This is a genomic window from Neisseria montereyensis, assembly GCF_024834045.1.
Lineage (GTDB): Bacteria > Pseudomonadota > Gammaproteobacteria > Burkholderiales > Neisseriaceae > Neisseria > Neisseria montereyensis.
This window is the reverse complement of sequence record NZ_JANUXW010000007.1, coordinates 75,815-101,970: the sequence shown is the minus strand read 5'-3', so window position 1 is coordinate 101,970 and position 26,156 is coordinate 75,815. Positions and strand designations below refer to the sequence as shown.

Annotated in this window: 26 protein-coding genes, 1 tRNA gene, 1 pseudogene and 1 riboswitch; of the genes and pseudogenes, 20 read left to right on the top strand and 8 right to left on the bottom strand. The window is 48.2% G+C overall.

Annotated features, from left to right (window positions below; genetic code table 11):
- Positions 1–103: 103 nt before the first annotated feature.
- The 4 genes from NXS09_RS08310 to NXS09_RS08295 all read right to left on the bottom strand — a co-directional run bounded on the left by NXS09_RS08310 (position 104) and on the right by NXS09_RS08295 (position 4,932).
- Positions 104–859, bottom strand: a complete 756-nt coding sequence (locus NXS09_RS08310; protein WP_259292083.1) for an ABC transporter permease — start codon at positions 857–859, stop codon at positions 104–106.
- Positions 860–980: 121 nt separating this feature from the next.
- A complete protein-coding gene (metG, locus tag NXS09_RS08305; RefSeq protein ID WP_259292082.1) occupies positions 981–3,059 on the bottom strand; it encodes a methionine--tRNA ligase in 2,079 nt (692 codons plus the stop codon).
- 254 nt (positions 3,060–3,313) lie between these two features.
- Positions 3,314–3,390: transfer RNA gene (locus NXS09_RS08300), tRNA-Met, on the bottom strand.
- Positions 3,391–3,519: 129 nt separating this feature from the next.
- Entirely contained in the window at positions 3,520–4,932 is a 1,413-nt protein-coding gene (locus NXS09_RS08295) for a cryptochrome/photolyase family protein (protein WP_259292081.1), read from the bottom strand.
- Between the two features lie 223 nt (positions 4,933–5,155).
- Between NXS09_RS08295 and phhA the strand changes: the two genes are divergently transcribed.
- The 6 genes from phhA (at position 5,156) to rsmD (ending at position 10,999) form a co-directional block, all read left to right on the top strand.
- Entirely contained in the window at positions 5,156–5,944 is a 789-nt protein-coding gene (gene phhA, locus NXS09_RS08290) for a phenylalanine 4-monooxygenase (RefSeq protein WP_259292080.1), read from the top strand.
- Between the two features lie 80 nt (positions 5,945–6,024).
- Entirely contained in the window at positions 6,025–6,366 is a 342-nt protein-coding gene (locus NXS09_RS08285; RefSeq protein WP_259292079.1) for a 4a-hydroxytetrahydrobiopterin dehydratase, read from the top strand.
- 143 nt (positions 6,367–6,509) lie between these two features.
- Positions 6,510–6,956, top strand: a complete 447-nt coding sequence (locus NXS09_RS08280) for a surface-adhesin E family protein (RefSeq protein WP_259292078.1) — start codon at positions 6,510–6,512, stop codon at positions 6,954–6,956.
- A 443-nt stretch (positions 6,957–7,399) separates the two neighbouring features.
- On the top strand, positions 7,400–9,709 hold the full coding sequence (gene topA / locus NXS09_RS08275; protein WP_259292077.1) for a type I DNA topoisomerase: 2,310 nt from the start codon (positions 7,400–7,402) through the stop codon (positions 9,707–9,709).
- A gap of 170 nt (positions 9,710–9,879) precedes the next feature.
- Positions 9,880–10,335 carry a hypothetical protein gene (locus tag NXS09_RS08270; RefSeq protein ID WP_259292076.1) on the top strand — a complete coding sequence of 152 codons (456 nt, stop codon included), beginning with the start codon at positions 9,880–9,882 and terminating at the stop codon, positions 10,333–10,335.
- A gap of 88 nt (positions 10,336–10,423) precedes the next feature.
- Positions 10,424–10,999 carry a 16S rRNA (guanine(966)-N(2))-methyltransferase RsmD gene (gene rsmD / locus NXS09_RS08265; RefSeq protein ID WP_259292075.1) on the top strand — a complete coding sequence of 192 codons (576 nt, stop codon included), beginning with the start codon at positions 10,424–10,426 and terminating at the stop codon, positions 10,997–10,999.
- 21 nt (positions 11,000–11,020) lie between these two features.
- Here the strand turns inward: rsmD and NXS09_RS08260 are convergent, their stop codons facing one another.
- Complete coding sequence (locus NXS09_RS08260) at positions 11,021–11,458, bottom strand: thioesterase domain-containing protein (protein WP_259292074.1); 438 nt, start codon at positions 11,456–11,458, stop codon at positions 11,021–11,023.
- 242 nt (positions 11,459–11,700) lie between these two features.
- Positions 11,701–11,803, top strand: a riboswitch (TPP riboswitch).
- A gap of 86 nt (positions 11,804–11,889) precedes the next feature.
- Between NXS09_RS08260 and thiC the strand changes: the two genes are divergently transcribed.
- From thiC to NXS09_RS08240, 4 genes are all read left to right on the top strand, one after another.
- Positions 11,890–13,764 (top strand): phosphomethylpyrimidine synthase ThiC, encoded by a 1,875-nt coding sequence (thiC, locus tag NXS09_RS08255; protein ID WP_259292073.1) that lies wholly within the window; start codon positions 11,890–11,892, stop codon positions 13,762–13,764.
- Between the two features lie 168 nt (positions 13,765–13,932).
- On the top strand, positions 13,933–15,027 hold the full coding sequence (thiO, locus tag NXS09_RS08250; protein ID WP_259292072.1) for a glycine oxidase ThiO: 1,095 nt from the start codon (positions 13,933–13,935) through the stop codon (positions 15,025–15,027).
- Positions 15,028–15,158: 131 nt separating this feature from the next.
- Entirely contained in the window at positions 15,159–15,353 is a 195-nt protein-coding gene (gene thiS, locus NXS09_RS08245; protein ID WP_151049888.1) for a sulfur carrier protein ThiS, read from the top strand.
- A 131-nt stretch (positions 15,354–15,484) separates the two neighbouring features.
- Complete coding sequence (locus NXS09_RS08240; protein WP_259292071.1) at positions 15,485–16,285, top strand: thiazole synthase; 801 nt, start codon at positions 15,485–15,487, stop codon at positions 16,283–16,285.
- 164 nt (positions 16,286–16,449) lie between these two features.
- Here the strand turns inward: NXS09_RS08240 and NXS09_RS08235 are convergent, their stop codons facing one another.
- Together NXS09_RS08235 and NXS09_RS08230 are read right to left on the bottom strand one after the other, a co-directional pair.
- Entirely contained in the window at positions 16,450–17,703 is a 1,254-nt protein-coding gene (locus NXS09_RS08235; RefSeq protein ID WP_259292070.1) for an OmpA family protein, read from the bottom strand.
- 95 nt (positions 17,704–17,798) lie between these two features.
- Entirely contained in the window at positions 17,799–18,434 is a 636-nt protein-coding gene (locus NXS09_RS08230; protein ID WP_259292069.1) for an MBL fold metallo-hydrolase, read from the bottom strand.
- 79 nt (positions 18,435–18,513) lie between these two features.
- On the opposite strand from NXS09_RS08230, the pseudogene NXS09_RS08225 reads away from it, so the two are divergent.
- Positions 18,514–19,110 (top strand): annotated as a pseudogene (locus NXS09_RS08225) (DNA ligase); the annotation flags it as partial.
- 184 nt (positions 19,111–19,294) lie between these two features.
- Here the strand turns inward: NXS09_RS08225 and NXS09_RS08220 are convergent.
- Positions 19,295–20,053 carry a S24 family peptidase gene (locus tag NXS09_RS08220; RefSeq protein ID WP_259292068.1) on the bottom strand — a complete coding sequence of 253 codons (759 nt, stop codon included), beginning with the start codon at positions 20,051–20,053 and terminating at the stop codon, positions 19,295–19,297.
- Positions 20,054–20,365: 312 nt separating this feature from the next.
- On the opposite strand from NXS09_RS08220, the gene NXS09_RS08215 reads away from it, so the two are divergent.
- The 9 genes from NXS09_RS08215 (at position 20,366) to NXS09_RS08175 (ending at position 26,154) form a co-directional block, all read left to right on the top strand.
- Positions 20,366–20,614, top strand: a complete 249-nt coding sequence (locus NXS09_RS08215) for a helix-turn-helix domain-containing protein (RefSeq protein WP_259292067.1) — start codon at positions 20,366–20,368, stop codon at positions 20,612–20,614.
- On the top strand, positions 20,611–22,725 hold the full coding sequence (locus NXS09_RS08210; RefSeq protein WP_259292066.1) for a Mu transposase C-terminal domain-containing protein: 2,115 nt from the start codon (positions 20,611–20,613) through the stop codon (positions 22,723–22,725). Before NXS09_RS08215 ends, NXS09_RS08210 begins: the two co-directional genes overlap by 4 nt.
- Positions 22,726–22,928: 203 nt before the next feature.
- A complete protein-coding gene (locus NXS09_RS08205; RefSeq protein ID WP_259292065.1) occupies positions 22,929–23,648 on the top strand; it encodes an AAA family ATPase in 720 nt (239 codons plus the stop codon).
- Positions 23,645–24,214 (top strand): helix-turn-helix domain-containing protein, encoded by a 570-nt coding sequence (locus NXS09_RS08200; protein ID WP_259292064.1) that lies wholly within the window; start codon positions 23,645–23,647, stop codon positions 24,212–24,214. The genes NXS09_RS08205 and NXS09_RS08200 overlap by 4 nt, the downstream gene beginning before the upstream one ends.
- Entirely contained in the window at positions 24,207–24,530 is a 324-nt protein-coding gene (locus tag NXS09_RS08195; protein WP_259292063.1) for an XRE family transcriptional regulator, read from the top strand. Before NXS09_RS08200 ends, NXS09_RS08195 begins: the two co-directional genes overlap by 8 nt.
- A gap of 79 nt (positions 24,531–24,609) precedes the next feature.
- Entirely contained in the window at positions 24,610–24,837 is a 228-nt protein-coding gene (locus NXS09_RS08190) for a hypothetical protein (protein WP_259292062.1), read from the top strand.
- A 147-nt stretch (positions 24,838–24,984) separates the two neighbouring features.
- Positions 24,985–25,116 (top strand): hypothetical protein, encoded by a 132-nt coding sequence (locus NXS09_RS08185; RefSeq protein ID WP_259292061.1) that lies wholly within the window; start codon positions 24,985–24,987, stop codon positions 25,114–25,116.
- Between the two features lie 52 nt (positions 25,117–25,168).
- Positions 25,169–25,471 carry a hypothetical protein gene (locus NXS09_RS08180; protein WP_259292060.1) on the top strand — a complete coding sequence of 101 codons (303 nt, stop codon included), beginning with the start codon at positions 25,169–25,171 and terminating at the stop codon, positions 25,469–25,471.
- The gene (locus NXS09_RS08175; protein ID WP_259292059.1) at positions 25,471–26,154 is read left to right on the top strand and encodes a DUF2786 domain-containing protein; all 684 of its coding nucleotides are present in this window, start codon (positions 25,471–25,473) and stop codon (positions 26,152–26,154) included. The genes NXS09_RS08180 and NXS09_RS08175 overlap by 1 nt, the downstream gene beginning before the upstream one ends.
- Positions 26,155–26,156: the final 2 nt, after the last annotated feature.

Genomic DNA, 26,156 nt, shown 5'->3' with positions numbered 1-26,156 from the left:
GGTTTTCAGACGGCCTGTTTATGGTTTGAGGCCGTCTGAAAACATTTTGATAAATAATAAAATAATGTGGTGTGCAGTGGGTGTGTTCAACCATTGGGCTGTTTTATACGCGCAGCTTCCAGCCGGATTTTAATATGGCCAGCACCAAAACAGTCAGTACGGCGGCGGCAGCGGCTACTACGCTCAAAGATAACCACGGGGAAACGTCTGCAACACCGAAAAAGCCATAGCGAAAACCGTCGATCATATAAAAAACCGGATTGAAGTGGCTAACGCTACGCCAGAACGGTGGCAAACTGTTAATAGAATAAAATACGCCGGATAAGAACGTTAAAGGCATAATCAGGAAGTTTTGAAACATAGCCAATTGGTCGAATTTTTCAGCCACAATGCCCGCCAGTAAACCGAACATCCCCATAATAAAACAGCCTAATAAGGCGAAAGCCAGTATCCACGGGATATTATGCGGCATGGGCAGGCCGAACGGTGCGGTAACGGCAACCACACCGATGCCGACCAATAAGCCGCGTAATACCGATGCGCCGACATAAGCCGAGAAAAAAGCCGGTATCGACAACGGCGGCAGCAAAATAAACACCAGATTGCCGGTGATGCGGGATTGAATCAGGCTGCTGGAGGCATTGGCAAAGGCGTTTTGCGTCATGCTCATCATGGCCAGACCGGGGATTAGGAACGCGTTGTATGCAACATCGGGTAAGGCTTCGATATGCCGGCCGACGGCATGGGAAAAAATCATTTGATAAAGCAGGGCGGTCAGCATGGGGGCGGCAACGGTTTGTAAGCCGACTTTCCAGAAACGCAATACTTCTTTTTTAAACAGGGTATAAAAACCAATCATTTTGGTGTGATTTCTTTATATTTTTAACTATTTTGAATATAGGCCGTCTGAAAAGCAGCGCATTCCTATTAAAAGGTTGATGCGTTATTCAGACGGCTGTTTTTAGATGTGTGATAAAAAGTTAACCGACTTTATCGCCCGGTTGTGCGCCTTCGTGTACATCCAGCAGGCGCAGTTTGCCGTCGGCAGTGGCGGCGGAAAGAATCATGCCTTCGGACATGCCGAACTTGGCCATTTTACGCGGCGCAAAGTTGGCAACGGCAATCACCATTTTGCCGTTGAGTGCGGCAGGTTCGGGATAGCTGGCGGCGATACCGGAAAAAATAATCCGCTTTTCAAAGCCAAAATCCAAATCGAATTTCAATAGCTTGGTGCTGCCTTCGACCGCTTCGCAGTTCAATACTTTGGCGACACGCATATCGATTTTCATAAAGTCGTCGAAGCTGGCTTGTTCGGCCACGGGTGCATATTTTGATTCTTCGGCAGGTGCGGCTTCGGCGGCGGTCTGCATGCTTTGTTTGTTGGCGTCGATTAAATCATCCACTTGTTTTTGCTCCACTCGTTGCATTAGGTGTTCGTATTTGTTGATGGCGTGCCCTTCGGGCAATACGGTTGCGGTATCTGCCCAGCGCAGGCCGTTGAGATTGAGGAAAGCGGCGGCACGCTCGGTCACTTTCGGCAACACGGGCGCCAGATAGATACTCAAAATCTTAAAGGCATTAATCAGTTCGCTGCATACTTCGTGCAATCGTTGCTCTTGGCCTTCTTGTTTGGCCAATTCCCACGGCTTATTGGCATCAACGTATTCGTTAACGGTATCGGCCAGCGCCATGATTTCGCGCAGGGCTTTGGCGTATTCGCGGTTTTCAAAATCAGCGGCAATAGCATCGCTTTCCGCAGCCAGTTTTTGAATGAGTTGGCTGTTGGCAACATCTTTCAGACGGCCTTCGAAACGTTTGGTAATAAAACCGGCGGCACGGGCGGCAATATTCACATATTTGCCGACCAAGTCGCTGTTTACGCGGGTGATAAAGTCGTTCAGGTTTAAATCGATGTCTTCGATTTTGCTGTTGAGTTTGGCCGCGATGTAATAGCGCATCCATTCGGGGTTGAGGCCGCCGTCCAAATAGGATTTGGCAGTAATAAACGTGCCGCGTGATTTGGACATTTTTTGCCCGTCTACGGTTAAAAAGCCGTGGGCAAACACGCCGGTAGGGGCGCGGTGGCCGCTGAATTTCAACATGGCCGGCCAGAATAGGGCATGGAAATAAAGAATGTCTTTACCGATAAAGTGATACATCTCGGTTTGGCTGTCGGCTTTGAAAAATTCTTCATAATTCAAACCGATGCGGTTGCATAGGTTTTGGAATGAAGCCATATAGCCGACCGGGGCATCCAGCCAAACATAAAAATATTTACCAGGTGCGCCGGGAATTTCAAAACCGAAATAAGGGGCATCACGGCTGATATCCCAATCGGATAAGGTTCCGTTGCCGTTTTCATCCGTGCCCAGCCATTCGTTCATTTTATTCAATGCTTCGGCTTGCAAATGCGGTTGGATACGGCCGTCTGAAAGGGTGGTGGTTCCGGCCGTCCATTCTTTCAAATAATCGGCACATTCGCCCAATTTAAAGAAGAAGTGCTCGGATGTTTTTAATACCGGCGTGGCGCCGGATACGACGGAATAGGGGTTAATCAGCTCGGTCGGGCTGTAAGTGGTACCGCAGACTTCGCAGTTATCACCGTATTGGTCTTTGGCATGGCATTTGGGGCACTCGCCTTTTACAAAACGGTCGGGCAGAAACATGTTTTTTTCGGGGTCGAACAGCTGTTCGATTACACGGCTTTCGATTTTGCCGTTGGCTTTCAGCGCCAGATAAATCTGTTCGGAAAGGGCTTTGTTTTCAGGTGAATGAGTGCTGTAATAATTGTCGTAGCCGATATGGAAGCCGGTGAAGTCGGCCAGATGTGCTTCGCGTACTTGGGCAATCATATCTTCGGGTGCCATGCCTTGTTTTTGTGCCGCCAGCATTACCGGTGTGCCGTGGGTATCGTCGGCGCAGCAGTAGTAGCATTCATGACCGCGGATTTTTTGGAAGCGTACCCAGATATCGGTTTGGATATGCTCGACCATATGGCCCAAATGAATGCTGCCGTTGGCATAGGGCAGGGCAGAAGTAACAAGGATTTTGCGTGTCATGGTTTGGTGTGTCTTGTATTCGGATAGGAAAAACAAACAGTATAACAAAGAAACCGATGCATTCCACGAATTGCCGGACGATTGTTGTACTGCTGTTGCCACATTGACTTGAAAATGGCGGAAATCCGGTTGGCGGCATAGTATTACTGCCCATTATTGATAACGGTAATGTTCCGGATAACGGGGAATGCGGATTGTTGCTTTATATTTATATATGATAAAAACCCACTTGGAAAAAGTGGGTTTTTTGAATTTGGTTGCGGGGGCAGGATTCGAACCTACGACCTTCGGGTTATGAGCCCGACGAGCTACCATGCTGCTCCACCCCGCGATAGATTTGAAAGTATATGCCGGAGCAGGGGTTTTGTCAATGGTTAATTGTATTTTTGTTACAACCGTGCGGTGCGCCCCTGTTATCCGATTACTGTATTGATGTGTGTGTATTTTGTTTATTGAGGTTTCAGACGGCCTGATTCTGTTGGAATAAAGCCTTGACCAGTTCGCGCTGTTCGGCGTGGTTCACAATGGGATAAGGATAGCCGTGGGTGTCGATACTTTCTTTTGCCAGCCACGGGGCGTGGATAATATCTTTACCCAGATGTGCCAACTCGGGGATATGGCGGCGGATAAATTGCCCGTCGGGGTCGAATTTCTGCGATTGCAATACGGGGTTAAAGATGCGGAAATAAGGTTGTGCATCACAACCGGTGCCGGCCGACCACTGCCAGCCGCCGTTGTTGGCCGATAAATCATAGTCGATTAATTGCTCGGCAAACCATGCTTCGCCCAGCCGCCAGTCGGTTAACAGGTCTTTCACCAGAAAGCTTGCCGTTATCATGCGCAGGCGGTTGTGCATCCAGCCGGTGCCGGAAAGCTGGCGCATGGCGGCATCGACAATCGGAAAGCCGGTTTGCCCCGCTTTCCAACGCTCGAACCATTCGGGATTATTCGGCCATTGGATGGCACGGTATTCGGGGCGGAAGCTTTGGTATGCGGTTTCAGGGTGGTGAAACAACACTTGTTTGAAAAATTCGCGCCAGATTAATTCGCTCAGCCATACGTTTGCGCCTTCGCTGTCGGCTTGTTTGGCAAGATAAACCAGATGGCGGGGGGAAAGCAGGCCGTGGCTGAGGTAGGGTGATAGGCGGCTGGTGCCTTTTTGTGCGGGGAAGTCGCGGCTGATGTGGTAGGTGTCGACGTGTTCGAGAAACCGGCCGAGTTGTTTTTGTGCTTCCGCTTCACCGCCGGGAAATAAGGTGTTTTGATGGGTGAAGCCGATGGTTTCCGGTGAGGGTAATGTTGGAGTACGACGTGCGGCCTCCGGCAGCTTGGTTTGCAGTGCCGATAAGGCGGCCCAATCGTCGGCGGGTTGCCAGTGGCCGAAATATTGGGTGTAGGTTTGCAACCATGCTTTTTTATAGGGGGTAAACACGGAATAGGGGCGGCCGGTGTGGGTCATCACGGCGGCTTTGGGCAATAAGACTTGGTCGTCTACGCGTATCAGTGTGCGGCCGGCTTCATCAAGTCTGCGCCAGATGGTATTGTCGCGTGCGGTGGATTGGGGTTCGTAGTCTTCGGCGCATATCACGGCCGTTGCATGGAGTTGTGCCGCCAGTTTGGGTATTTCCTGTTCGGCCGCACCGTGCAGGATATAAAGCGGGATATTCTTTTCGTTTAAGGCCGTCTGAAAAGCCTGTACGCTGTCGTAAATAAAACTGGCGCGGCGGTGGTTGGTGTGTAGTAAAGGATCGGCATCATTGTCGAAAATAAATACGCCGACAACGGGCAGTCCCTGCCTTATGGCGGTTTGTAGGGCTGTATTGTCAAACAGGCGCAGGTCGCGGCGGAACCAGATTAGGGTGATAGGTTGCATAAGGCCGTCTGAAAATAAAATGGGTTGGCAAATATTGTAAAGCGTTTGGCAAGGGGTTGCGTATAAGGTTCATTCATAATCATCAATTTGCTTGCTAAATAAAAATAAAAATGCCAAACTGAGCTCGAGTATCTAAATAAATATTATAAATTTCATACTCATTGAAAGTAAAATATAAAAAAATAAATAATTAAGCAACTTAATGCTTAAAATAGGAGGATGTATGACTACTGCCTGTGCTTATACCGCAAGAGAAGCCGATTCAGACGGCTTCATTCATTATCCGCCCGAAGAACATCAGGTTTGGCATGATCTGATTGTGCGCCAACAACGTAACCTGCCCGGGCGTGCCTGCCACGAATATCTTGAAGGGCTGGCCAAGCTGGCGTTGCCGCACGACCATATTCCTCAATTGGCCGATATTGATGCCGTATTGTTAGACAATACAGGTTGGCGTACCGCGCCGGTGCCCGCACTGATACCGTTTGGCCGTTTCTTCAAATTGCTTGCTAATAAAGCGTTTCCCGTTGCCACATTTATACGTCGGCACGAAGACTTCGATTATATTCAAGAGCCGGATATTTTCCATGAAATTGCCGGCCATTGCCCGTTGCTGACCCATCCGGCTTTTGCGGAGTTTAATGAAATTTATGGCAAACTCGGATTAGATGCCGATAAAACCGAAAGAGTATTTTTGGCCAGACTGTATTGGTTTACCATTGAATTCGGCTTGGTCGGTCTCAATCCGCAAGAGCGGCGTATTTATGGCGGTGGTATTCTCAGCTCGCCTTCGGAAACCGAGTATGCGCTGAGTGGCAAGCCTGAATACCGCGCGTTTAATATTGCCGATGTTTTGCGCACGCCTTACCGTATCGATCGCATCCAGCCGATTTATTATGTACTCGACAAGCTGGATACATTATTTGAAATAGCGCAAAGCGACATTATGGGTGAAGTACATAAAGCCATGAGCAAAGGTTTATTCGAGCCGCATCCGAGTTTGGCGGATTGAACCGACACGGTTTTAATCAGGCCGTCTGAAAATCATCAAGGCGGATTCAATCATATAAATAGTTAATGAAGGAGAAAAAGATGAACGATTTGGCTAAACAAGCCTGCGAAGCCTGCCGTGCCGATGCGCCGAAAGTCAGCGATGAGGAACTGGCGCAACTGATGAAAATGATTCCGGAATGGCAGCCGATAGTGATAGACGGCGTATTGCAATTACAGCGGCAATTTAAATTTAAAAACTTCAAGCAGGCGATGGCGTTTACCAACCGTTTGGCCGACTTGGCGGAAGAAGAAGGCCATCATCCGGGCATTCTAACCGAGTGGGGCAAAGTAACGGTTACCTGGTGGTCGCATAGCATTAAGGGGTTGCACCGCAATGATTTTATTATGGCGGCGAAAACCGATACATTGGCGGCCGTCTGAAAAAAACGCTATTATTCGGTTTAGTGCATACGGCAAATATTCTTTGCCGTATTTTATTTATTTTTGTGTTCAATCACATAAAACCGCTTAATATACGCTATTTTGATTTAAGGCTTGATATCAGGCCGTCTGAAAGGAAAACAATGAACTTTTACCGTTTCTGCCAACGTACCGCTGCCGTTTCACTGGCTCTATGGGTTGCCGCCTGTTCCACAACTGGCATGGAAAATGTAGTCGGCAGCAGTTGGAGCAGCATCGGCACCACTTCGGATGGCAATATCAAAGCTTATATCGATAAAAACAGCATCAGCAAAAACGGCAATCTGGTGACCTTCCGCGACCGTAAAGTTGTGGTGGATCAGGATAAAGAACGCTACGTCAACACGCCGCGCTATAAAACCGCTATCGGTACATGGGAAATGCATTGTGCCAATAAAACCTACCGTTTGACTGCTTTGCAGCTATTGGACGAACGCGGCACGGTTGTGGTTAATGAAAACTATACTGCGGTGGATTTGCGCCCGATGAGCGTAATGAACGGGTCGGTAACCGAAAAACAATTCGAGCAAGTGTGCGGGCAAAGCCTTTAATTTTCAGACGGCCTGACTTTATTTAAATATCTGTTTGAAATATATTTGAAAATATTTAAAACCGATTGTATGGCGTGTGGCATTATTTTATGCGTTGCAGGGCAAAAAGTTTCATACTTTCTTTTGCGGGTGTCTGGTATAGTAAAAAACAGACGATGTTCAATTTAGGTAGAATCATTGGTAAATATTCTCGGTTTTATCCATTACCCGACCGCCTTTATTGACAATCATCGCATCCCCTGACGCTATGTGTTCCTACCATTGCAGACAGGGCCGCCGTCTTGAAAATGCCGTTTACCGCCTCAAAATTGTTTTGACAAGGCTTCAGACGGCATCATATAAATAATATATAAGCACAGTGAACCTATATTTATTTCAGATGGCCTTCCATCTGAAAATTTATTTGTGCGCGAAGTAAACGACTTTAAAAGGGAAACCGGATTATGGCAAAGAATTTATTGATTGTGGAGTCACCCTCCAAAGCCAAAACGTTGAAAAAATACCTCGGCAGCGATTTTGAAATCCTCGCTTCCTACGGACACGTGCGCGATTTGGTACCGAAAAACGGTGCGGTGGATCCCGATAACGATTTTGCTATGAAATACCAATTGGTTGCCCGCAACAGCAAGCACGTGGATGCCATTGTTGCCGCTGCCAAAGAATCCGAAAACCTGTATCTCGCAACCGACCCGGATAGAGAAGGCGAAGCCATTTCATGGCACTTGCAGGAAATTTTGAAATCCAAACGCGGTTTGAAAAATCTCAAGCCGCAACGTGTTGTGTTTCACGAAATTACCAAAAATGCCGTTTTAGATGCCATTGCCCATCCGCGGGAGTTGGAAGAAAACTTAGTGGATGCGCAACAGGCGCGGCGCGCATTGGATTATTTGGTCGGCTTTAATCTTTCCCCGCTGTTGTGGAAAAAAATCCGCCGCGGCCTGAGTGCCGGTCGTGTACAAAGCCCGGCCTTGCGCCTGATTTGCGAGCGTGAAAACGAAATCAAAGCGTTTGAAGCGCAGGAATATTGGACCGTTCACCTTGATAGTCATAAAGGCCGCAGCAAATTCACCGCCAAACTGGTGCAATGGCAGGGCGAAAAGCTGGAACAGTTTTCCCTGCCAGACGAAGCGGCACAGCAAGCCGTTTTAAACGGGCTGACCGATAAAGAAGCCCAAGTTGCCAATATTGAAAAGAAAAAACGCAGCCGCAACCCCGCCGCACCGTTTACCACTTCGACGATGCAACAGGATGCCGTGCGTAAACTCGGCATGACCACCGACCGCACCATGCGAACCGCCCAACAGCTTTACGAAGGTATTGATGTCGGACAAGGCGCAATCGGTTTGATTACCTATATGCGTACCGACAGCGTTACCTTGTCGGATGAAGCTTTGGTGGAAATCCGCCATTATATTGAAAACAAAATCGGCAAAGAATATCTGCCTGCTTCCGTTAAACAATATAAAACCAAGTCGAAAAACGCCCAAGAAGCGCACGAGGCCATTCGTCCGACTTCGGTTTACCGCACCCCCGAAAGCGTAAAACCTTTCCTGAGTGCCGACCAATTCAAGCTTTATCAGATGATTTGGCAGCGTACCGTTGCCTGCCAGATGACGCCTGCCAAATTCGACCAAACCACCGTCGATATTGCTTTGGGCGAAGGTGTTTTCCGCGTTACCGGCCAAGTGCAGACTTTTGCAGGTTTTTTAAATGTGTATGAAGAAGGCACCGACGATAGCGATGAGGGCGAAGACAATAAAAAACTGCCCGAAATGAAAGAGGGCGACAAACTGCCTGTCGACCAGCTTTATGGCGAACAACATTTCACCACCCCGCCGCCGCGCTTTAATGAGGCTACTCTGGTGAAAGCATTGGAAGAATTCGGCATCGGCCGCCCTTCGACCTATGCCAGCATTATTTCCACCTTGAAAGACCGAGAATACGTTACGCTTGATCAAAAACGGTTTGTGCCGACCGATACCGGTGAAATTGTGAATAAATTCCTGACCGAGCACTTCGCCCAATACGTGGATTACCACTTTACAGCCAAGCTGGAAGACCAGCTTGACGAAATCGCCACTGGTAAGCGCCAGTGGATTCCGGTGATGGATAAATTCTGGAAAGGCTTCAGCAAGCAGGTTAAAGAAAAAGAAGGCATCGAACGCGCCAAAATTACCACCGAAGAGCTAGATGAAATCTGCCCGAAATGCGGCAATCATAAGCTGCAAATCAAATTCGGCAAGCGCGGTCGCTTTATCGCCTGTTCCGGTTATCCCGAATGCGACTACACCCGCAATATCGGAGAAACTGCCGAAGATGCCGCCAAAGAAGCGGAAGAGCCGACAGTGGTCGAAGGCCGCGAATGCCCGAAATGCGGCGGACAGCTGGTGTATAAAAAAGGCCGTTACGGTAAATTTATCGGTTGTTCCAACTATCCGAAATGTAAACATATCGAGCCGTTGGAACCGCCGAAAGATACCGGCGTGGTATGCCCGAAATGCGGCAAAGGCCACTTAATCGAACGCAAATCCCGCTACGGCAAACTGTTTTACAGCTGCAATACCTATCCCGACTGCGATTACGCCGTATGGAATCCGCCCATCGCCGAAACCTGCCCCAACTGCAAATGGCCAGTATTAACCATTAAAACTACCAAGCGCTGGGGGGTAGAAAAAGTCTGCCCGCAGAAAGAATGCGGCTGGAAAGAGCAAATCGAACCGCCGGCACCGAAAGGTTCTAAAGTGGCTGAGTAAATCTTGATTAAAAAATAAGCTCCAAAAATTGTCATTATTCTATTGTCATGATAATATTTATTTCAATTTATATTTTTCATCTAAAGAAAATATACATAATAAATATTGCTAATGAATAATTTCATTTTTGGAGCTATGTTTTTCAGTTTTTACTTGGTTTGGGATAGGTTATGAATATATTGTCAAGAAGTACAAATATTTTAATTAATATTTCAGTACTGTCTTTTGGTTTTTTAAATGTTTATATTTTTTATATTTATGATAAATTAGGATTTATTTTGGAAAAAGGTAGTCTTTCCAAGTATATATCAATATTAGTGTCGGCAGTATTTGCAATTTCCACGCTATGTTTAATTTATAAAATGATAGTTTTTGCTGCTGGTGAGAAAAAAATTGATATACAAAAGATTCCTGCTGATGTTCAAAAAAAATTTATTAATTTTTATAATCAAAAAAATGTAGTTATAATTTGTTTAATGCTTTTTTTATATTGCTTCTTTTTGTATTTTTTTAAAAACAATGATCTTTATTTTAATTTAAATATTTATACTATGATATCAATAGTGTTGATATTTGGGTTGACTTTATTTTTCTTGGTTATTAATCATAAAAAGACTTTATCTTAGATTAAAGGCCGTCTGAAATGAATACCGGTTTCAGACGGCCTTTGCTATACAATACCGTACCATTCAAATCATAAATTCAAATCCAATCATGAATAAAAGCCGACATGTCAAACACCAAAACCAAGTCCGTATTATTGGTGGAACGCATCGGGGCAGGAAACTGCACTTTAGCGATGCCGACGGTTTGCGCCCTACGCCGGATAGCGTACGCGAACGCCTGTTTAACTGGTTGGGGCAGGATTTAACCGGGCAGGCGGTGTTGGATTTATTTGCAGGCAGCGGGGCTTTGGGCTTGGAAGCGGCTTCGAGGGGGGCGCGTTCGACGGTGTTGGTGGAACGTAACCGCCAAACCGTACAGGCGATTAGAGAGAATATCCGCCAATTAGGTGTGGAGCAGGTTGAAGTGGTGGGAGCCGATGGTTTGCTTTATTTAAAGCAGAATGCTAGCCGTTTTGATACGGTTTTTTTGGATCCGCCGTTTAATTGGCAGCAATGGCCTGAGTTGTGGGCAGTGCTTCAAGGCCGTCTGAATGAGCAGGCTATGGTGTATTTGGAAGCAGGCGTGCTGCCGCAACTGCCAGAGTGGTTGGAAGTTTATCGGGAAGGCAAGGCAGGAAAAAGCCGGTTTGTTTTGGCGGTGTATCAGCCGGAAGCAGAAGTTTAATCGTTGCTTGCGAGTGTTGTGCTATTCGGCTAATACAACATATTTCCCTTCAAATTCGGCAACCTTTATATCGTTGCTAAACAATGTGCAGGTGATATGAATTTTGCCTTTACCGCGCGCAGCCAACATGGCACTGCATTGCGCCCATGCTTCGGGGTCGGTTTTCTCGCAAACGGCGGTTAAATCGCCCCGGGCAGGTTTTAAATATCGGATATGGCTTTCCTGAATCACGATTTTGCCGTGATATTCCGGATAATTAAGATGCACCAACGACCAGCCGCATAATGTTGCCAACATCACAATACTGCCGCCGAAAACGGTATGGTGATGGTTGCAATTGGCGGCAATAGGGGCGATTAGGGCAGTACGGCCGGGATCCGCTTCGGTAACGCTGAATTGTAAAGCGGCGGAAGCGGGAATATTACGGTGAAGAAAAGTTTGTAGTTCGGCTGGCGTCATAATATTCGTTTGGCGTGATTGATAAAGCAATTATATAGCAGCAAAAGCGGTTGTGCCGCCATTGTATTGGCTTCTCGGAAATGATTTTTCGATAAGTGAATATTAATATATAAACAAGCCGTCTGAATATTTCAGACGGCTTGTTTTCATTATAGAGCAGGTGTTTTTATAAAAATATTACACAATATTGTTTTTTTTTGTAATCCGATGTTGTTTGCGGGATTTGTTTGTTATAATCAGTTGGAACGAAACAGGGGTGCTGCATGGGCTAACCAATGCGGCTGAGAAACACCCTTAACACCCGATCAAGGTAATGCTTGCGTGGGAAGATTTCAGCGTCGATAATGTTTTCAGACGGCCTGCCGAATATGAAATTCTGAAAATGCGACAAGCTCCTGTTTCTTTTTATAAAACGAGAACAGGAGTTTTTTATGGCTGCCAAAACCACAGGCCGCGAATCGGCACAACTCGACCGCCTTTCGCACGACTTAGGCATTCAATTTGCCTATCCCAATTCCACCAAAATTTATCTTTCAGGCAGCCGTGCGGATATCCGCGTGCCGCTGCGCGAAATTGCCCAAGACGACACCATCACCGATAAAGGCAACGAGCCGAATCCGCCGATTCCGGTATACGATACCAGCGGCGCTTATGGCGATCCGGAAGCACACATTGATTTGAAACAAGGTCTGCCGCATGTGCGTACGGCTTGGCTGGACGAGCGCGGTGATACGGAAATCCTCAACGGTTTATCCAGTGAATACGGTTTGGAACGCGCGCATGACCCGAAAACCGCCCATCTGCGCTTCAATCAGATTACCAACCCGCGCCGTGCCAAAGCAGGCAAAAACGTTTCGCAAATGCACTATGCCCGCCAAGGCATTATTACGCCGGAAATGGAATTCGTGGCCATTCGCGAACGCCTGAAAATGGAAGAAATTTTCCGTGACCCGCGTTATGCCAAAGTGATCAAACAGCATCCGGGCGAATCTTTCGGTGCCAATATTCCGACTCATCCCGACCAAATCACGCCTGAGTTCGTGCGCAGTGAAATTGCCGCCGGCCGTGCCATTATCCCTGCCAATATTAACCACCCCGAATTGGAACCGATGATTATCGGCCGTAATTTCCGCGTGAAAATCAACGGCAACTTAGGTAACTCTGCGGTCACTTCGTCGTTGACTGAAGAGGTGGAAAAAATGGTGTGGTCGCTGCGTTGGGGTGCCGATACCATTATGGATTTGTCGACCGGTGCGCACATTCACGAAACCCGCGAATGGATTATCCGTAATGCACCCGTTCCGATTGGTACGGTACCGATTTATCAGGCCTTGGAAAAAACCGGCGGTATTGCCGAAGATTTAACTTGGGATCTGTTCCGCGATACCTTAATTGAGCAGGCAGAACAAGGTGTCGACTACTTCACCATTCACGCCGGCGTATTGCTGCGCTATGTACCGTTAACGGCCGACCGTATCACCGGTATCGTATCGCGCGGCGGCTCGATTATGGCCAAATGGTGTCTGGCGCACCATCAGGAAAACTTCCTCTACACCCATTTCGATGAAATCTGCGAAATCATGAAGGCCTACGATGTTTCCTTCAGCTTGGGTGACGGCTTGCGCCCGGGTTGTACGGCAGATTCCAACGATGCCGCCCAGTTCGGCGAATTGCATACTTTGGGCGAGTTAACCTACAAAGCATGGCAACATGATGTTCAGGTGATGATTGAAGGCCCCGGCCATGTGCCTTTGCAACGTGTCCGCGCCAATATGGATGAGGAATTAAAACATTGCTTTGAAGCGCCGTTCTATACCCTTGGCCCGTTGGTTACCGATATCGCTCCGGGTTACGACCACATTACTTCAGGTATCGGCGCCGCCAATATCGGTTGGTATGGTACCGCCATGTTGTGTTATGTGACCCCGAAAGAACACCTAGGTTTGCCGGATAAAGAAGACGTCCGCACCGGTATTATTACCTACAAACTCGCCGCTCATGCCGCCGATTTGGCCAAAGGTTGGCCGGGTGCGCAATTGCGCGACAATGCTTTATCGAAAGCCCGTTTTGAATTCCGTTGGCGCGACCAGTTCCGCCTCGGTCTCGACCCCGAACGTGCCGAAAGCTACCACGACCAAACCCTGCCGGCCGAAGGTGCGAAGATTGCCCACTTCTGCTCAATGTGCGGCCCCAAATTCTGTTCGATGAAAATCACGCAGGAAGTACGCGATTACGCCGCCGCACAAAAAGGTATGGAAGAAAAAGCTGTCGAGTTTGTGCGTAAGGGTGCAAAAATTTACAGCTGATGTGTGAAGTTTACAGGCCGTCTGAATCTGAATATTTTCAGACGGCCTGATAAGTTGCGCCGGTATATATCCGAATGCATGTCAATATGATATGCGCCAAGCCTTAATCTATTTGTTGTGATGGGCATCGGCAACGGCCGGCCAATAAAAATGAAAAAAGGAACCATCATGAAACCCTATCAGGTAGCGATTGCCGGCGGCGGTCTGCTCGGGCGGCTGACGGCATGGCGCTTGGCGGAACAAGGTATCCGCACGGTATTGTATGATGCCGGATCACCTACCGGTGAAAACAGCGCGGCTTATGTGGCTGCCGCAATGTTGGCGCCTGCTGCGGAAGCGGTAGACGGGGCGCCCGAAGTCATCGCATTGGGATACAGCAGCCTCAAATTGTGGCGGCAGTATCTGAAACGCATCAACAGCCCGGTTTTTTTTCAGGAAAACGGCAGTCTGATTGTTTGGCATAACCAAGATGCCGCCCTTAAAAACCGCTTTTTGCAACACTTAGCGCGTGCCCATCACGGCAAGCAGCCGGCACAACAATGGTCGGCCGACGATATTGCCCGCAATGAACCGCAATTGGGCGGACGCTTCAATCAAGGCTTATTTCTGCCCGAAGAAGGGCAGCTCGACAACCGCCAAACCATCGCCGCCTTAGCAGAAGCCGCACAACAGGCCGGTGTCGATTGCCGTTGGCATACGCCTGTTGATAACCTTGACGAACTTCATGCGCAGGCCGATTGGGTGATTGACTGCCGCGGTATCGGTGCGCGGCAGGCATGGAACCAAAGCGGCGGCACCCGTTTGCGCGGTATCCGCGGTGAAGTCGCCCGCGTGTTGGCGCCCGAAGTGAAACTTAACCGACCCGTCCGCCTGTTGCATCCGCGTTATCCTTTGTATGTTTGCCCGAAAGAAAACGGCTTGTATGTGATCGGTGCGACTCAGATTGACAGCGAAGACGACAGCCCGGTGTCGGTGCGCAGCAGCTTGGAATTGTTCTCGGCTTTATATGCCGTTCATCCGGCTTTCGGTGAGGCAAGGGTTTTGGAAACCAATGTCGGTTTACGCCCGACGCTGGTACACGACCGCCCTGAAATCCGCTGTCATGCCGAAAAACAGTTAATCGAAGCAAACGGTTTGTTCCGGCATGGTTTTATGATTTCGCCGTCGGTGGCCGAAGCGGTGGTAGAAACCGTTTCCGGCGTGCTGGGTGGTAACCGCCCCGAAACGGCAGGTGAGCTGCCGGTGCTTTATTGCGGTAGTTGAATCAAATTGGCAGGTAAACCATGATATAACGGCCATACCGATATAAGCCGTCTGAAAACTTTTCAGACGGCCTTAGGTGAAGCGATAGCCGTTTGTCGGGATTACAAGCAATCGTTAAGGAATACTGCGTGATGAATATTCAAATAAACGGTGAAAACCGTCCTTTTAGCGGCGCAACACTTGCCGAGTGGCTTAAAGATAATCCGCCGCAAGCACCGTTTGCCGTATCGGTAAACACGATTTTTATCCCTAAAACCCGTTATGCCGAAACCGCATTGAATGAGGGCGACAAAATAGAGATTGTCCGCCCTGTTGTGGGTGGCTAAACACGCTGGTAACGGGGGAAGATAAAAGAGGCCGTCTGAAAAAATATTTAGATGGTTGATATCTCAATTGAAAACAGGGCAGGGTTGTGAAAATAATATCTGCCTGTATCAGTCTATAAGGAAGCTCAATTATGCTGACTCTATACGGACAAACTTTTTCGTCGCGCTTATTATTGGGCACGGCGGCTTATCCTTCTTTGGATATTTTGCGTCAGGCCGTCGGTGTTGCCGAGCCGGCTATGATTACCGTTGCGCTGCGCCGTCAGAATACGCCCGATGGCAATGGCGGCGGTGCGTTGTGGGCGTTGTTGCAGGAAGCGGGTATTCCGCTGCTGCCCAATACCGCAGGCTGTTTGAGTGTGCAGGAAGCGGTAGCCACCGCGCACATGGCACGCGAATTATTTGAAACCGATTGGGTTAAACTCGAATTAATCGGCAACGACGACACCTTGCAGCCGGATGTTTTCCAATTGGTTGAAGCGGCCGATATTTTGATTAAAGAGGGCTTTAAGGTGTTGCCCTATTGCACCGAAGACCTTATCGCCTGCCAACGGTTATTAGATGCCGGTTGTCAGGCATTGATGCCGTGGGCGGCGCCGATCGGTACCGGATTGGGTGCCATAAACGGCTATGCTTTGCGGATGTTGCGCGAGCGTTTGCCGGATACGCCGCTGATTGTGGATGCCGGTTTAGGATTGCCGTCTCATGCCGCGCAAGTAATGGAATGGGGGTTCGACGGCGTATTGTTGAACAGTGCTGTTTCCCGCAGCGGCAATCCCGTACAGATGGCGCAGGCATTTGCGCAAGGGGTTCAGGCGGGGCGGAATGCTTATGAAGCGGTACCGATGCCGCCCTCAGAGCATACACGCGCAAGCACACCGACGGTTGGCCAACCGTTCTGGCATAGTGATGAATACGAGTATGCGTCTTAATATTCACAAGGTATTGCGGTTTGAATCAAAGATGCAAACGATTTATCTGAATGCGAGCATAGTGTTCTTTATACAGCCATAAAACAAAGCCGTCTGAAACTTTTTCAGACGGCTTTGTTTTTTAATAACGGCTGTTTGGCACATTGCCGGAATATACGCAGTGATTAACCTTCTACGGTCACTTCCACACGGCGGCCTTCTACGTCATTACCAATGGCGCCGGTGGTATTGTCCGGTTCGCGCAGTTCGATATTGGCCGTATCGACACCTTGTGCTTCAAAGAAAGCTTTCACTGCGTTGGCACGTTGTTTGGATAACTCGGCATTGGCGGCGGCATTGCCGGTGCTGTCGGCAAAACCGCTGATGACCAGTTTTTTACCGGCTTTACCCGCTTCAATCACTTCGCCGACAATTCGTTCCGCACCTTCGGCAACATTATTTTGAGATGTGGCGAAGTAGAATACGGCCATGCCGTTTTGATAAACCACACCGGCTTGGTCGGGCGCAATGGCCGGCGCGGAGGCGGCAGTATTATCCATAGGCGCGGATGCCGTACCAATCATATCTTGTTCGGGTGCGGAAGCAACCGGCTCGATAATATTAGAGGGTTCGGAAGGCATCACGCTGGAAGCGGTTGTTTCCGTATCCTCATCGGATGCCGTGATGGCATCAGTTTCTTCCGGTGCCGATGCGGCCACGTCTGCCGGCGGAACGGGTTGTTCTTGAGTGCTGCAGCTTTTATAAGCGAATAAAGCCACGAGGGCGGCAATCACCAAAGCAATCCATTTGCCCAAGCCCGAACCTTTGGCTGCCGCCGCACCGGCCGCATTTGCCGTGGCACCGGTAGCCCAACTGCTCAATCCGCCGAAGATACCGCTTAAGCTGCCGATACCGAGCGCGGAAAGCATGCCGCTGCTTAATGTACCGGCCAGCCAATCGTGTTGTGCGCCTAATACGCCGGCCAATTGACGTTGGTTTAGGTTTTCCGCTTTCACTTTTTTGCTTAACACAGAAAGTACTAACGGCAATGCTAGGGCCAATAGAGAACCTGCCGCTGCTTTGGCAATACCGCTTTCATGGGCGATTTGATCGGAAACATCCGCAGCATTGCCGCTAAACAGAGTGGGGAGCTTTTCCCGCCCCCATTGCAACACACCGTCAAAGCCGATGCCGCCTTCTTCGACTTGTATAACCGCACGGTTTAAGGGAGTGGATGCCGTGCCGGTGAGGGTGTCGTGTAAGCTGTTCAGATGGGCGGGATCATTGTTGAGGTGTTTGACCAAACCGGCAATCACGGTAGGCAAAACGATTTTGGCAGCATGGGTGCTGTTTTCCGCACTTTCGCCGTTTTGGGTGAGAAAACGGCTTAATACACCGCCCAATTCGTTTTGTAATACATTGCCAAAATCAGATGACATCGTGCTCTCCTTAAGAAGTATAGAAGTATGTTAATGAGAAAATCTTGGTTTCCCCGACAAAAAATATTAAAGCCGCTCCGTTTATGACCAAACCCTTATTGCAAAAACGGATTATGCTGTTTCTCATGGCCGATATGTGTGGTTCGGCCGTGTCCGGCAATAACGGTTGTGTGCTCGGGTAATACCAGTAGTTTATCGGTAATATTGCGGATTAAATCGGCATGGTTTCCGCGTGGGAAATCGGTTCTGCCGATGGTTTCATAAAACAAGACATCACCGGCAATCAATAATTCCGCATCTTTACAATAAAACACAACATGACCCGGCGTATGGCCGGGAATATGTAGGACTTCAAAGGTATAACGACCGACGTTCAGCGTATCGCCTTCTTTCAGCCACTGGGTGGGGGTAAATGAGGGGGATACGGGAAAGCCGTATTGGGCGGTTATCTGAGGCAGTTGTTCGAGTAAGAATAAGTCGTTTTGATGCGGCCCGAATACGGGTACGTCGACTTGCGAACGCAATTCTACGACGCCGCCGGCGTGATCAAGGTGGCCGTGTGTCAGCCAAATAGCTTTTAAGGTCAGGCCGTGTTTTTCAATTTGCTCTAATAAAAAAGAGACATCGCCACCAACATCGGTGAGCACTGCTTCACGGGTTTCGTCGTCCCAAATTAAGGTGCAGTTTTGGCGGAACGGGGTAACGGCAATGATTTCACACTGTAAAGCCATAGGTGTTTCCTTTATTTTAAATAAATAATGTAATAATATTTTAAGTTATTTTATTTGATAATAATGAGGGGAAAACAAAATGAAAACCATCATACTCGTTTGCGGGCTGTTTTTCACGCAGGCGGTGATTGCGGCGGCTCCTGATTTGCTGTTGGCTAAAAAATATACCCGTACAAAACATATTCGGGGGTGGGCGATGAGTGAGAAACTCGATGGTGTTCGTGCGTATTGGGATGGAAAACGCTTAATCAGCCGCCAAGGGTATCCGTTTACGCCGCCGACAGGTTATACGCATAATTTCCCACCTTATCCGCTTGACGGGGAATTATTCAGCAAACGCGGGCAGTTTGAACGGATTTCCGGTGCGGTGCGTTCTGCTTCGGGTGATTGGTCGAATATTAAACTTTATGTATTCGATGTGCCGCAGGCAAAGGGCAATCTTTATCAACGCTTGGCGGTATTACAAGCATGGCTTGAAAACCATCCCAATGCACCGATTGCTGTTATTGCGCAAACACCGGTTCGTAATCATGCGCAGGTACAGGCATTTTTAAAACAGGTAGAGCAACAAGGCGGGGAAGGGGTAATGCTGCGTCGGCCGGATATCCCGTATCAGGGTGGCAGAAGCCCGCATTTGTTGAAAGTGAAAAGCCGTCATGACGATGAATGTACTGTGGGGGGGTGATTGTTTTGTCACAAGGGACACGACCATATAAACGCGAAAAAATTTAAATAAAACAAAAAACAAGGCAGAAAATCGGCGAAAAACCAAAACGCGAAAAAAAGTGCAAAAATGAATATATTTAAATCATTTTTGCACTTTTTTTGTCATTAAATAATCAAAAAGAAATCACAAATTATTATTTGGCGATGCCGCAACTCCATAGATAGCGGCCGTAAATCTCAAACTCATGTGACTGCATCTGTGTTAAATCAAGGTCTGTGGTTGGGTATATGCTTTTGTTGGCGTTGTCGCTGATTATGCGATAGGTGTGCGTATTAAGCCGTTGCAGGCGTTTGACGCGCAATTCGTCGCCTTGCCGGAACAGATATATACCCTCGCGCGTGTATTGGCTTACGGCCTGCCATAGCGCGGTACCCTGATCTATTAATGTGGGTGCCATGCTGTCGCCGTCAATCCGCGTACAAAAACAACTATCAGGGCGCAAACCCAAGTAAGTAAAGAAAGCATCCCTAAACCACATGGCTTCCGGGTTGGTATCCCACGGAATTGAGCCACTACCGGCGCTGGCGAATACCTGCTTGTAGTATCTTACCGGCACAATGCGGTCACGGTCTTGTTTGTTGGCCCAGTCATCATAATCAGCTAACCAGTTTTCAGACTCTTTTAAATTTTGGTCTGTTGGTGTTTCAGCTTCGTCAAACTCATTTGCGAGTAAGTCAAATATTCCTTTTTGTTTCAATTCATTAACTACATATTCAGGTAAGAGGTAAATTTTCTTAACCCCTCTTTTCCCGCCTTGTGATGGTGCTTCGCTATATTTCCAATTTTCATTTTGCGCACGATATTGAATTGCACGGCCAGTATTAGGCAGGCTTAAAAGCCCAAACTTGGAAACTAAACTCTCTATTTCAGAGACGCTGAACATCTTTTTCATGGTTTCTTAGCTCTGTTGCAAAGCATGGAAAAAGCTTTGAAATTAATTATTAAATATAAACAATATGTTATATAAAACTGTGAAAATAACTTAGAAAAATAAGTTGCGAAATATTTTCCAAGCTTTATAATGTTTACAAATACCAAACGGAACATTTAAACCATTGTAACCGATTTGGCACTGGTCTTTAACAATTTGGAAAAACGCCGAAAAAATGCAGACGAACGGTCTTTTATGAGAAGGCTGTTTAACAGGCCGTCTGAAGTAGTAAATCGGACGGCCGATTAAACAGTTTTATAGAAAGGAAAACGTATGCACCCAGAATTGATTAGGGCTGAAATCAAGATGCGTGGCAAGACGTTATCTGATTTGGCTAGACAATATGAGGTTAGTCCTCGGGTAGTATCTTTGGCACTTAAAGCCCCAAGCCTATCGGGTGAAAAAGTGATTGCAAAGTTTTTGGATAAACCTCTGCATGAACTGTGGCCTGAAAGATGGACACGCACGGGGCAAAGGATACGCCCGAGATACAGACATCTATATAAAGAGGATGCAGCATGAAAAAGCATTACTCTATTTCCGAGCTTTTTGATATGAACTTGGAAATATTAAAAGGTACGGCACGCACCATACAAAACCGAGCCAATAGAGAAAACTGGCCGTATGTAGAGGTTGCCTGTCAGGGTGGCAAAAACGGCAAACGCCGCGAATACACGCCCCCGCCACCGATTATGGCGCAAATCAAAGAGCGCGAAATGGCAAAAGTGTTGGCGGATACCGCGCCAAAATTACCTGCATTAACGACCACGGCGATTGCGAAAATCGAAGAAATCAACACAACCGAAGCGCAACGAACCCGCGAGGGGGCGCGGCTGGCGGTGTTGAAAACGATTGAACAGTTAATGGCCGAGTCGGGCGTAAGCAAAGAGGCAGCGATTACTACATTGTTGACACAAGCCAAGATGCCTAATTTTGAGCATGTGGCCAAGATGTTTGAACTGGCGTTGGATGAGCGCGGCGCATCGGGCGGATTGCCTAGCAGCCGCACCATCAAACGATGGTTTGCCCAGCGCGAAAGCCATACGCTGACACCCAAAGTAGCGCAAGCAGATATGGATATGCCTGTTTGGTTGCCCTTGTTTTTGCAATGCTACCGCTTGCCTACCAAGCCTAGCGTGTTGATGGCTTATGAGTCGTTTGTAGCGGCTTTGGCCAAAGAAATGCCGCTGGTTAAAGTACCAAGCATACACGCGGTGCGGCGGGCGATGAGCAAAGTGGGCAAGGTTGCCTTGCAAGACGGCCGCAAAGGTAAGCGCGAGCTGAAAAACGACCTGCCATTCAAACGACGCGAGTTTTTACACCTGCCGCCTGCTGCAATCTACACCGCCGACGGCCATACGATTGACGCCGAAGTGCTTAATCCGATGAGCGGCCTACCGTTTAGGCCGGAAATCACCACGGTGGTGGATGTGGCAACACGCCGCTGTATGGGCTGGAGCGTAGGGTTAGCAGAAAGCCGGTTTACGGTACTGGAAGCCTTATGCCATGCTTCCCGCGCGGCTATCGGGTCGGTTTGGTATGTGGACTGGGGTAAAGGCTTTGAAAACCTTATGATGACGGACGAAGCCACGGGGGTGCTTGGTCGGCTGGGCATGACCATGAAACATGCAAGGGCTTATAACTCGCAAGCCAAAGGCGCGTCGGAACGAAGCCATAATATTTTTACCCGCGCGGCGAAGAAATTGCCGACCTATGTGGGTAAAGACATGGATCAGGAAGCACGCAAAGCCTTGTATCACTGGACACGCCGAGAAATCAAGCTGCAAGGCAAGATTGTGGCATCGCCGATACCGACGTGGGACGAATTTAAAGCATTTATAGAAGCTGAAATTGAGGCTTACAACAATAAGCCACACCGCAGCCTGCTTAAATTTACCGACGACAACGGCAAAAACCGACACATGACACCCAATGAGATGTGGGCGCTCAAGGTGGCGGAGTTTGGTGAGCCGCCCAAAGTATTGCCAGAGGATGAGGGGTGGTTATTCCGACCGCAAAAAACCTGCACGGTACGGCGCGGCGAAGTGCAACTGTTTAATAACGTTTACTTTTCGTCGGCGCTTGAAGAATTTAACGGTGAACGGTTGCGGGTTGGCTACGATGTACAAGACGCGCAATGGGTATGGATATATGACGATGTTGGCCGCTTAATCTGCAAAGCCGAATGGCGCGGAAACTCGCAAAGTTATATGCCTGACAGCGTGATTGCACAAGCAATGGACAAACGCAACGACGCCGCACTTAAACGAGTAGAAATCAAGCGCGACAATGTGTTGGCAGAGCGTAGGCAGCAAATTATCGAGCATCAAAGCAGCGTTAATCTTGGTGGTTTGGTGTTGGATATGGAGCAGCTTAAAGCGCAAGGCCAAAAAGTGTTGGCCAAACAGCCGGAAGCCGAAACGTTGGAAGCGGTATATAAATTTGTGCCGAATCCGGAACCGGCTTGGGAAGCACCTGATAGCAACGCGACCAAAGCGCAATATGCCGAGTATAAGCGGTTAAGCAGTATGAGCCGCGACAGCTTAAGCGAGCCGCAGCAAAAGTGGCTTGATTGGTATGCAAACAGTGGCCGCATGGAATTGATGGAAGAGTTTATGCGGGCTTATGGATAAGGGGTAAAAAATGAAAACACCTGAATGGCTTGTAAAAAAGATGGCGGATACACAAGCCTACCGCCGGCAACAGCAAGGCTTATTAGATTATGTGGCGCGAGAAGTGTTGCGCCGAAAGTAGAATGTGCGGGGATGCAGCCCCGCACGGTTTTTAAACAGCCATTAAAAACGGCTTAACGTCAAAAAACTCACGGAGAATTGTAATGAAAATTGCCAATATTAACAACTTATCACTGGTTGCAATTGCTATGCAACGATTGCTTAACCGACAAGACGGCCTGCCCGGTTTGGGGGTGTTGTATGGCCCAAGCGGATTTGGCAAGACCACGGCAACCGTAGCGGTAGCCAATCAATCACGCGCTTATTATGTGCAGATGAGAAGCGCATGGAGCAAAAAAGTGTTGTTGGAAAAAATCTGCTTTGAAATGGGGTTGCCCCCTGCCAAGACTACGGCAGGCTGCTTGGATGTTATTTGCGAGCAACTGGCCGCAAGCCAACGCCCGCTGATTATTGACGAGGCGGATTATTTGGTCAGCAAGGCAGGCATGGTTGAGTTGGTACGCGATATCTATGAGGGCAGCCAAGCCCCGGTAATGTTGGTCGGTGAGGAAATGCTGCCCAACAAGCTTAAAAAATATGAGCGTTTTCATGGCCGGGTGCTCGCTTGGGTACCGGCGCAACCGGTGGATTTATCGGACGCGGCAGAATTGGCGGCGGTATATGCGCCCAATGTGACCATCTCAAATGAGCTGCTTAAACATTTGGTGGATATTGCTCACGGGTCGGTACGGCGCGTAACCGTTAATTTAGTCAATCTCGCTGATTTTGCGAAAGAAAAAGGCTTGTCGGCATTGGATTTGGGCGATATTGCCAAGGCCGACCTATACCAAGGGGAAGCACCAAAACGGGGGGTGAAAGTATGAGCGTTAAAGAGTTGACCAAGCCTAAAAACGCACGGCAAAAGATTTGGGATGTGTTGCGGGCGAATCAAGATAAGTTTTTGATAATTGATGAAATTATGGAATTAAGCGGCGTACAGTATGACGCAGCTTATATATATTTAATCAGTTTGCATCGCGGCAAGTATCTGACAATCCAGAAAGGGCTTAAATTTGCGAGTCATAACGGCTATCGGCTAGAGCGCAATATAGGCGTTGAAGCTCCTAGATTACATCGCGATGGCTCGCTATGTGCTCCGCTTAAGGTGGATACCTTGTGGCGCACGATAAAAATAATTAAGCAATTTAGCAATGAGGAGCTGTATCAGCACGTTAATATGACCCAGAGTATTAGCCGCAAAACCGTTAGTCAGTACACGGCAGCACTTACCAAGGCCGGATATCTGGTTAATGTTGGCACGGGCAAACATAAGCGGTACCAACTTGTAAAAAATACCGGTGCCAAAGCACCTAGGCTGTTAGATGTTACCGAGATGTATGACCCTAACTTAGACCAGATTATGTTTAGAGAGGTGGCAGACAATGAATAAAGATTACATGCAATATGAATGGTTTGCCATCTTGAAGCGCGAGGTAGAAGCAAACGGCATTAAGGCGGTAAGCGACAAAATCGGATACAGCCGCACGGCAATCAGTCTAGTGGTTAACGGCAAATATGCGGGCAAAACCGACAGGGTGGCGGCCAAGGTAATGCAGGTTTACACCAACGTTAAATGCCCGTTTAACGGCGAGATAATCACCTTGCAGGATTGCCGCGATACCGCCCACGCCGCCGCGCCAACCCACAACCCAATCAAGATGCAGTATTGGCGGGCGTGCCTCAAATGCCCCCGCCGCCCCGATTAAATTAATAAGCCATTGATACGGCTATATATTTTTTGCCTAATGGTTTATATAACCTATTGAAAATAAAGGAAAATGAAAAATGGTACGTAATTTATTAACGATTTTTGCCATCGTGTTGTTTATAACCGCCTGTGCCAATAGCTGTGTGAAACCCGTGCCGGCCCGCGAATTTTTTAAAGACGAGACCGCCACCCAACGGCTTATGCGTGAGATGCAGGATATGGCCGATTTTGCGGCTTTAGAGGCCGAAAAAGCATACGAGCGGTTGAGTGATGACGAAAAAATGGAAGCGGTGGTATACGAATGAAACGGCGCAGACTAGAAAGCCCTGACCGCCGCCGAAAGCATACCTATTATGCAATAGGCAAGCGGCAAAAGCAGGCAAGATTAGCGGCGGCATTGAGGGCAATCAATGCCAAGTTTGGCGATAACACAATACATACGGGAGCAGTAAATGAAGCTCAAAATAAAAACGGCCATGTGGGTGATTAAGTGGTGGCTGTTGTTGCTGGCTATATTTTGGAGCACGGCATTAGCCGGCGCTTGGCTGGGTATGAGGGCGGCATCTAAATTACTAGGGCAATAATTTTTTTGCCTTAATGAAAATATAAACAATTGAAAATAAAGGAAATATAAAAATGAACTTGGTGGAAAACTTAATTAAAGCGGCGGAAGACCCGGAAACACCGGCAGCATTACGGCTGCTGTTATCGCATGCCTCAGCCCGCATCGTGAACCTTGAAAAACAAGAGTTATACGACTCATTTAGGCTTGATTGGCTTGAGGATTTGGGCAGTTTTGGGATTAGCAAGCAAGATGGCCAAAACCCGCTCATGACGGTTGAGATTGATACGGATGCTGTTTGTACGGCATCAGCGCCAACGGTGTGCGAAACGATTGATTTGGCGCGTGAAGAATATTTGGCGAATAGAGGTGTGTGATGGATAAAGAAAAAGTGTTGAACCGCATTAAAAAATGCTTGGCCTTGAGCCAAAGTGCGAATGAGCACGAAGCAGCGCTGGCATTGAAGCAGGCACAAGCATTAATGCGTAAATATAGCATCAATGATGACGACATAGCGCTCTTAGATATCCGCGAGCATATCTGCACATGCAAAACTGCCCAAAATATACCGGGCTGGCAGGTAATGTTGGCCAATGTAGTTGCGAGCGCATTTGGCTGTGAGTGGTATCTCGGCGGCACTTGGCGCGACCCAAGAATCCATTATTACGGTATCGACAACAAAGCCGCGCTAGCAGCCTACGGCTATGAAGTGTTACTGCGTCAAGTTAAAACCGCCCGCAAAGAGTATATAGCCACGGCACTCAAACGTGTACGGTTGGCCAAAAACAAGACATACCGCGCCGATGAATTTTGTAAGGGCTGGATTTTGAGCGTGTATGGAAAGGTGGATAAGTTTGCCAACGGAGAACGTGAACGTACGTTATTGCAGCAATTTGGGCAGAAATTGAACCTAAGGAACGAAAAAACGCGAGAAATAAACCCCGGCAGCCATGCTAAACAGGCAGCAAATATTGACCGATTTTTGGGCGGCCAAGAGGGTAAAAAAGCGCAGCTAAACCATGCCATGAATGCTGGAGAGCAGCTTAAACAGATTGTATAGGA

What these genes read in the sequence shown, in the direction of transcription:
- NXS09_RS08310 (WP_259292083.1), bottom strand. Translation starts at nt 859, where the DNA reads ATGATTGGTTTTTATACCCTGTTTAAAAAAGAAGTATTGCGTTTCTGG.
- metG (WP_259292082.1), bottom strand. Translation starts at nt 3,059, where the DNA reads ATGACACGCAAAATCCTTGTTACTTCTGCCCTGCCCTATGCCAACGGC.
- NXS09_RS08295 (WP_259292081.1), bottom strand. Translation starts at nt 4,932, where the DNA reads ATGCAACCTATCACCCTAATCTGGTTCCGCCGCGACCTGCGCCTGTTT.
- phhA (WP_259292080.1), top strand. Translation starts at nt 5,156, where the DNA reads ATGACTACTGCCTGTGCTTATACCGCAAGAGAAGCCGATTCAGACGGC.
- NXS09_RS08285 (WP_259292079.1), top strand. Translation starts at nt 6,025, where the DNA reads ATGAACGATTTGGCTAAACAAGCCTGCGAAGCCTGCCGTGCCGATGCG.
- NXS09_RS08280 (WP_259292078.1), top strand. Translation starts at nt 6,510, where the DNA reads ATGAACTTTTACCGTTTCTGCCAACGTACCGCTGCCGTTTCACTGGCT.
- topA (WP_259292077.1), top strand. Translation starts at nt 7,400, where the DNA reads ATGGCAAAGAATTTATTGATTGTGGAGTCACCCTCCAAAGCCAAAACG.
- NXS09_RS08270 (WP_259292076.1), top strand. Translation starts at nt 9,880, where the DNA reads ATGAATATATTGTCAAGAAGTACAAATATTTTAATTAATATTTCAGTA.
- rsmD (WP_259292075.1), top strand. Translation starts at nt 10,424, where the DNA reads ATGAATAAAAGCCGACATGTCAAACACCAAAACCAAGTCCGTATTATT.
- NXS09_RS08260 (WP_259292074.1), bottom strand. Translation starts at nt 11,458, where the DNA reads ATGACGCCAGCCGAACTACAAACTTTTCTTCACCGTAATATTCCCGCT.
- thiC (WP_259292073.1), top strand. Translation starts at nt 11,890, where the DNA reads ATGGCTGCCAAAACCACAGGCCGCGAATCGGCACAACTCGACCGCCTT.
- thiO (WP_259292072.1), top strand. Translation starts at nt 13,933, where the DNA reads ATGAAACCCTATCAGGTAGCGATTGCCGGCGGCGGTCTGCTCGGGCGG.
- thiS (WP_151049888.1), top strand. Translation starts at nt 15,159, where the DNA reads ATGAATATTCAAATAAACGGTGAAAACCGTCCTTTTAGCGGCGCAACA.
- NXS09_RS08240 (WP_259292071.1), top strand. Translation starts at nt 15,485, where the DNA reads ATGCTGACTCTATACGGACAAACTTTTTCGTCGCGCTTATTATTGGGC.
- NXS09_RS08235 (WP_259292070.1), bottom strand. Translation starts at nt 17,703, where the DNA reads ATGTCATCTGATTTTGGCAATGTATTACAAAACGAATTGGGCGGTGTA.
- NXS09_RS08230 (WP_259292069.1), bottom strand. Translation starts at nt 18,434, where the DNA reads ATGGCTTTACAGTGTGAAATCATTGCCGTTACCCCGTTCCGCCAAAAC.
- NXS09_RS08220 (WP_259292068.1), bottom strand. Translation starts at nt 20,053, where the DNA reads ATGAAAAAGATGTTCAGCGTCTCTGAAATAGAGAGTTTAGTTTCCAAG.
- NXS09_RS08215 (WP_259292067.1), top strand. Translation starts at nt 20,366, where the DNA reads ATGCACCCAGAATTGATTAGGGCTGAAATCAAGATGCGTGGCAAGACG.
- NXS09_RS08210 (WP_259292066.1), top strand. Translation starts at nt 20,611, where the DNA reads ATGAAAAAGCATTACTCTATTTCCGAGCTTTTTGATATGAACTTGGAA.
- NXS09_RS08205 (WP_259292065.1), top strand. Translation starts at nt 22,929, where the DNA reads ATGAAAATTGCCAATATTAACAACTTATCACTGGTTGCAATTGCTATG.
- NXS09_RS08200 (WP_259292064.1), top strand. Translation starts at nt 23,645, where the DNA reads ATGAGCGTTAAAGAGTTGACCAAGCCTAAAAACGCACGGCAAAAGATT.
- NXS09_RS08195 (WP_259292063.1), top strand. Translation starts at nt 24,207, where the DNA reads ATGAATAAAGATTACATGCAATATGAATGGTTTGCCATCTTGAAGCGC.
- NXS09_RS08190 (WP_259292062.1), top strand. Translation starts at nt 24,610, where the DNA reads ATGGTACGTAATTTATTAACGATTTTTGCCATCGTGTTGTTTATAACC.
- NXS09_RS08185 (WP_259292061.1), top strand. Translation starts at nt 24,985, where the DNA reads ATGAAGCTCAAAATAAAAACGGCCATGTGGGTGATTAAGTGGTGGCTG.
- NXS09_RS08180 (WP_259292060.1), top strand. Translation starts at nt 25,169, where the DNA reads ATGAACTTGGTGGAAAACTTAATTAAAGCGGCGGAAGACCCGGAAACA.
- NXS09_RS08175 (WP_259292059.1), top strand. Translation starts at nt 25,471, where the DNA reads ATGGATAAAGAAAAAGTGTTGAACCGCATTAAAAAATGCTTGGCCTTG.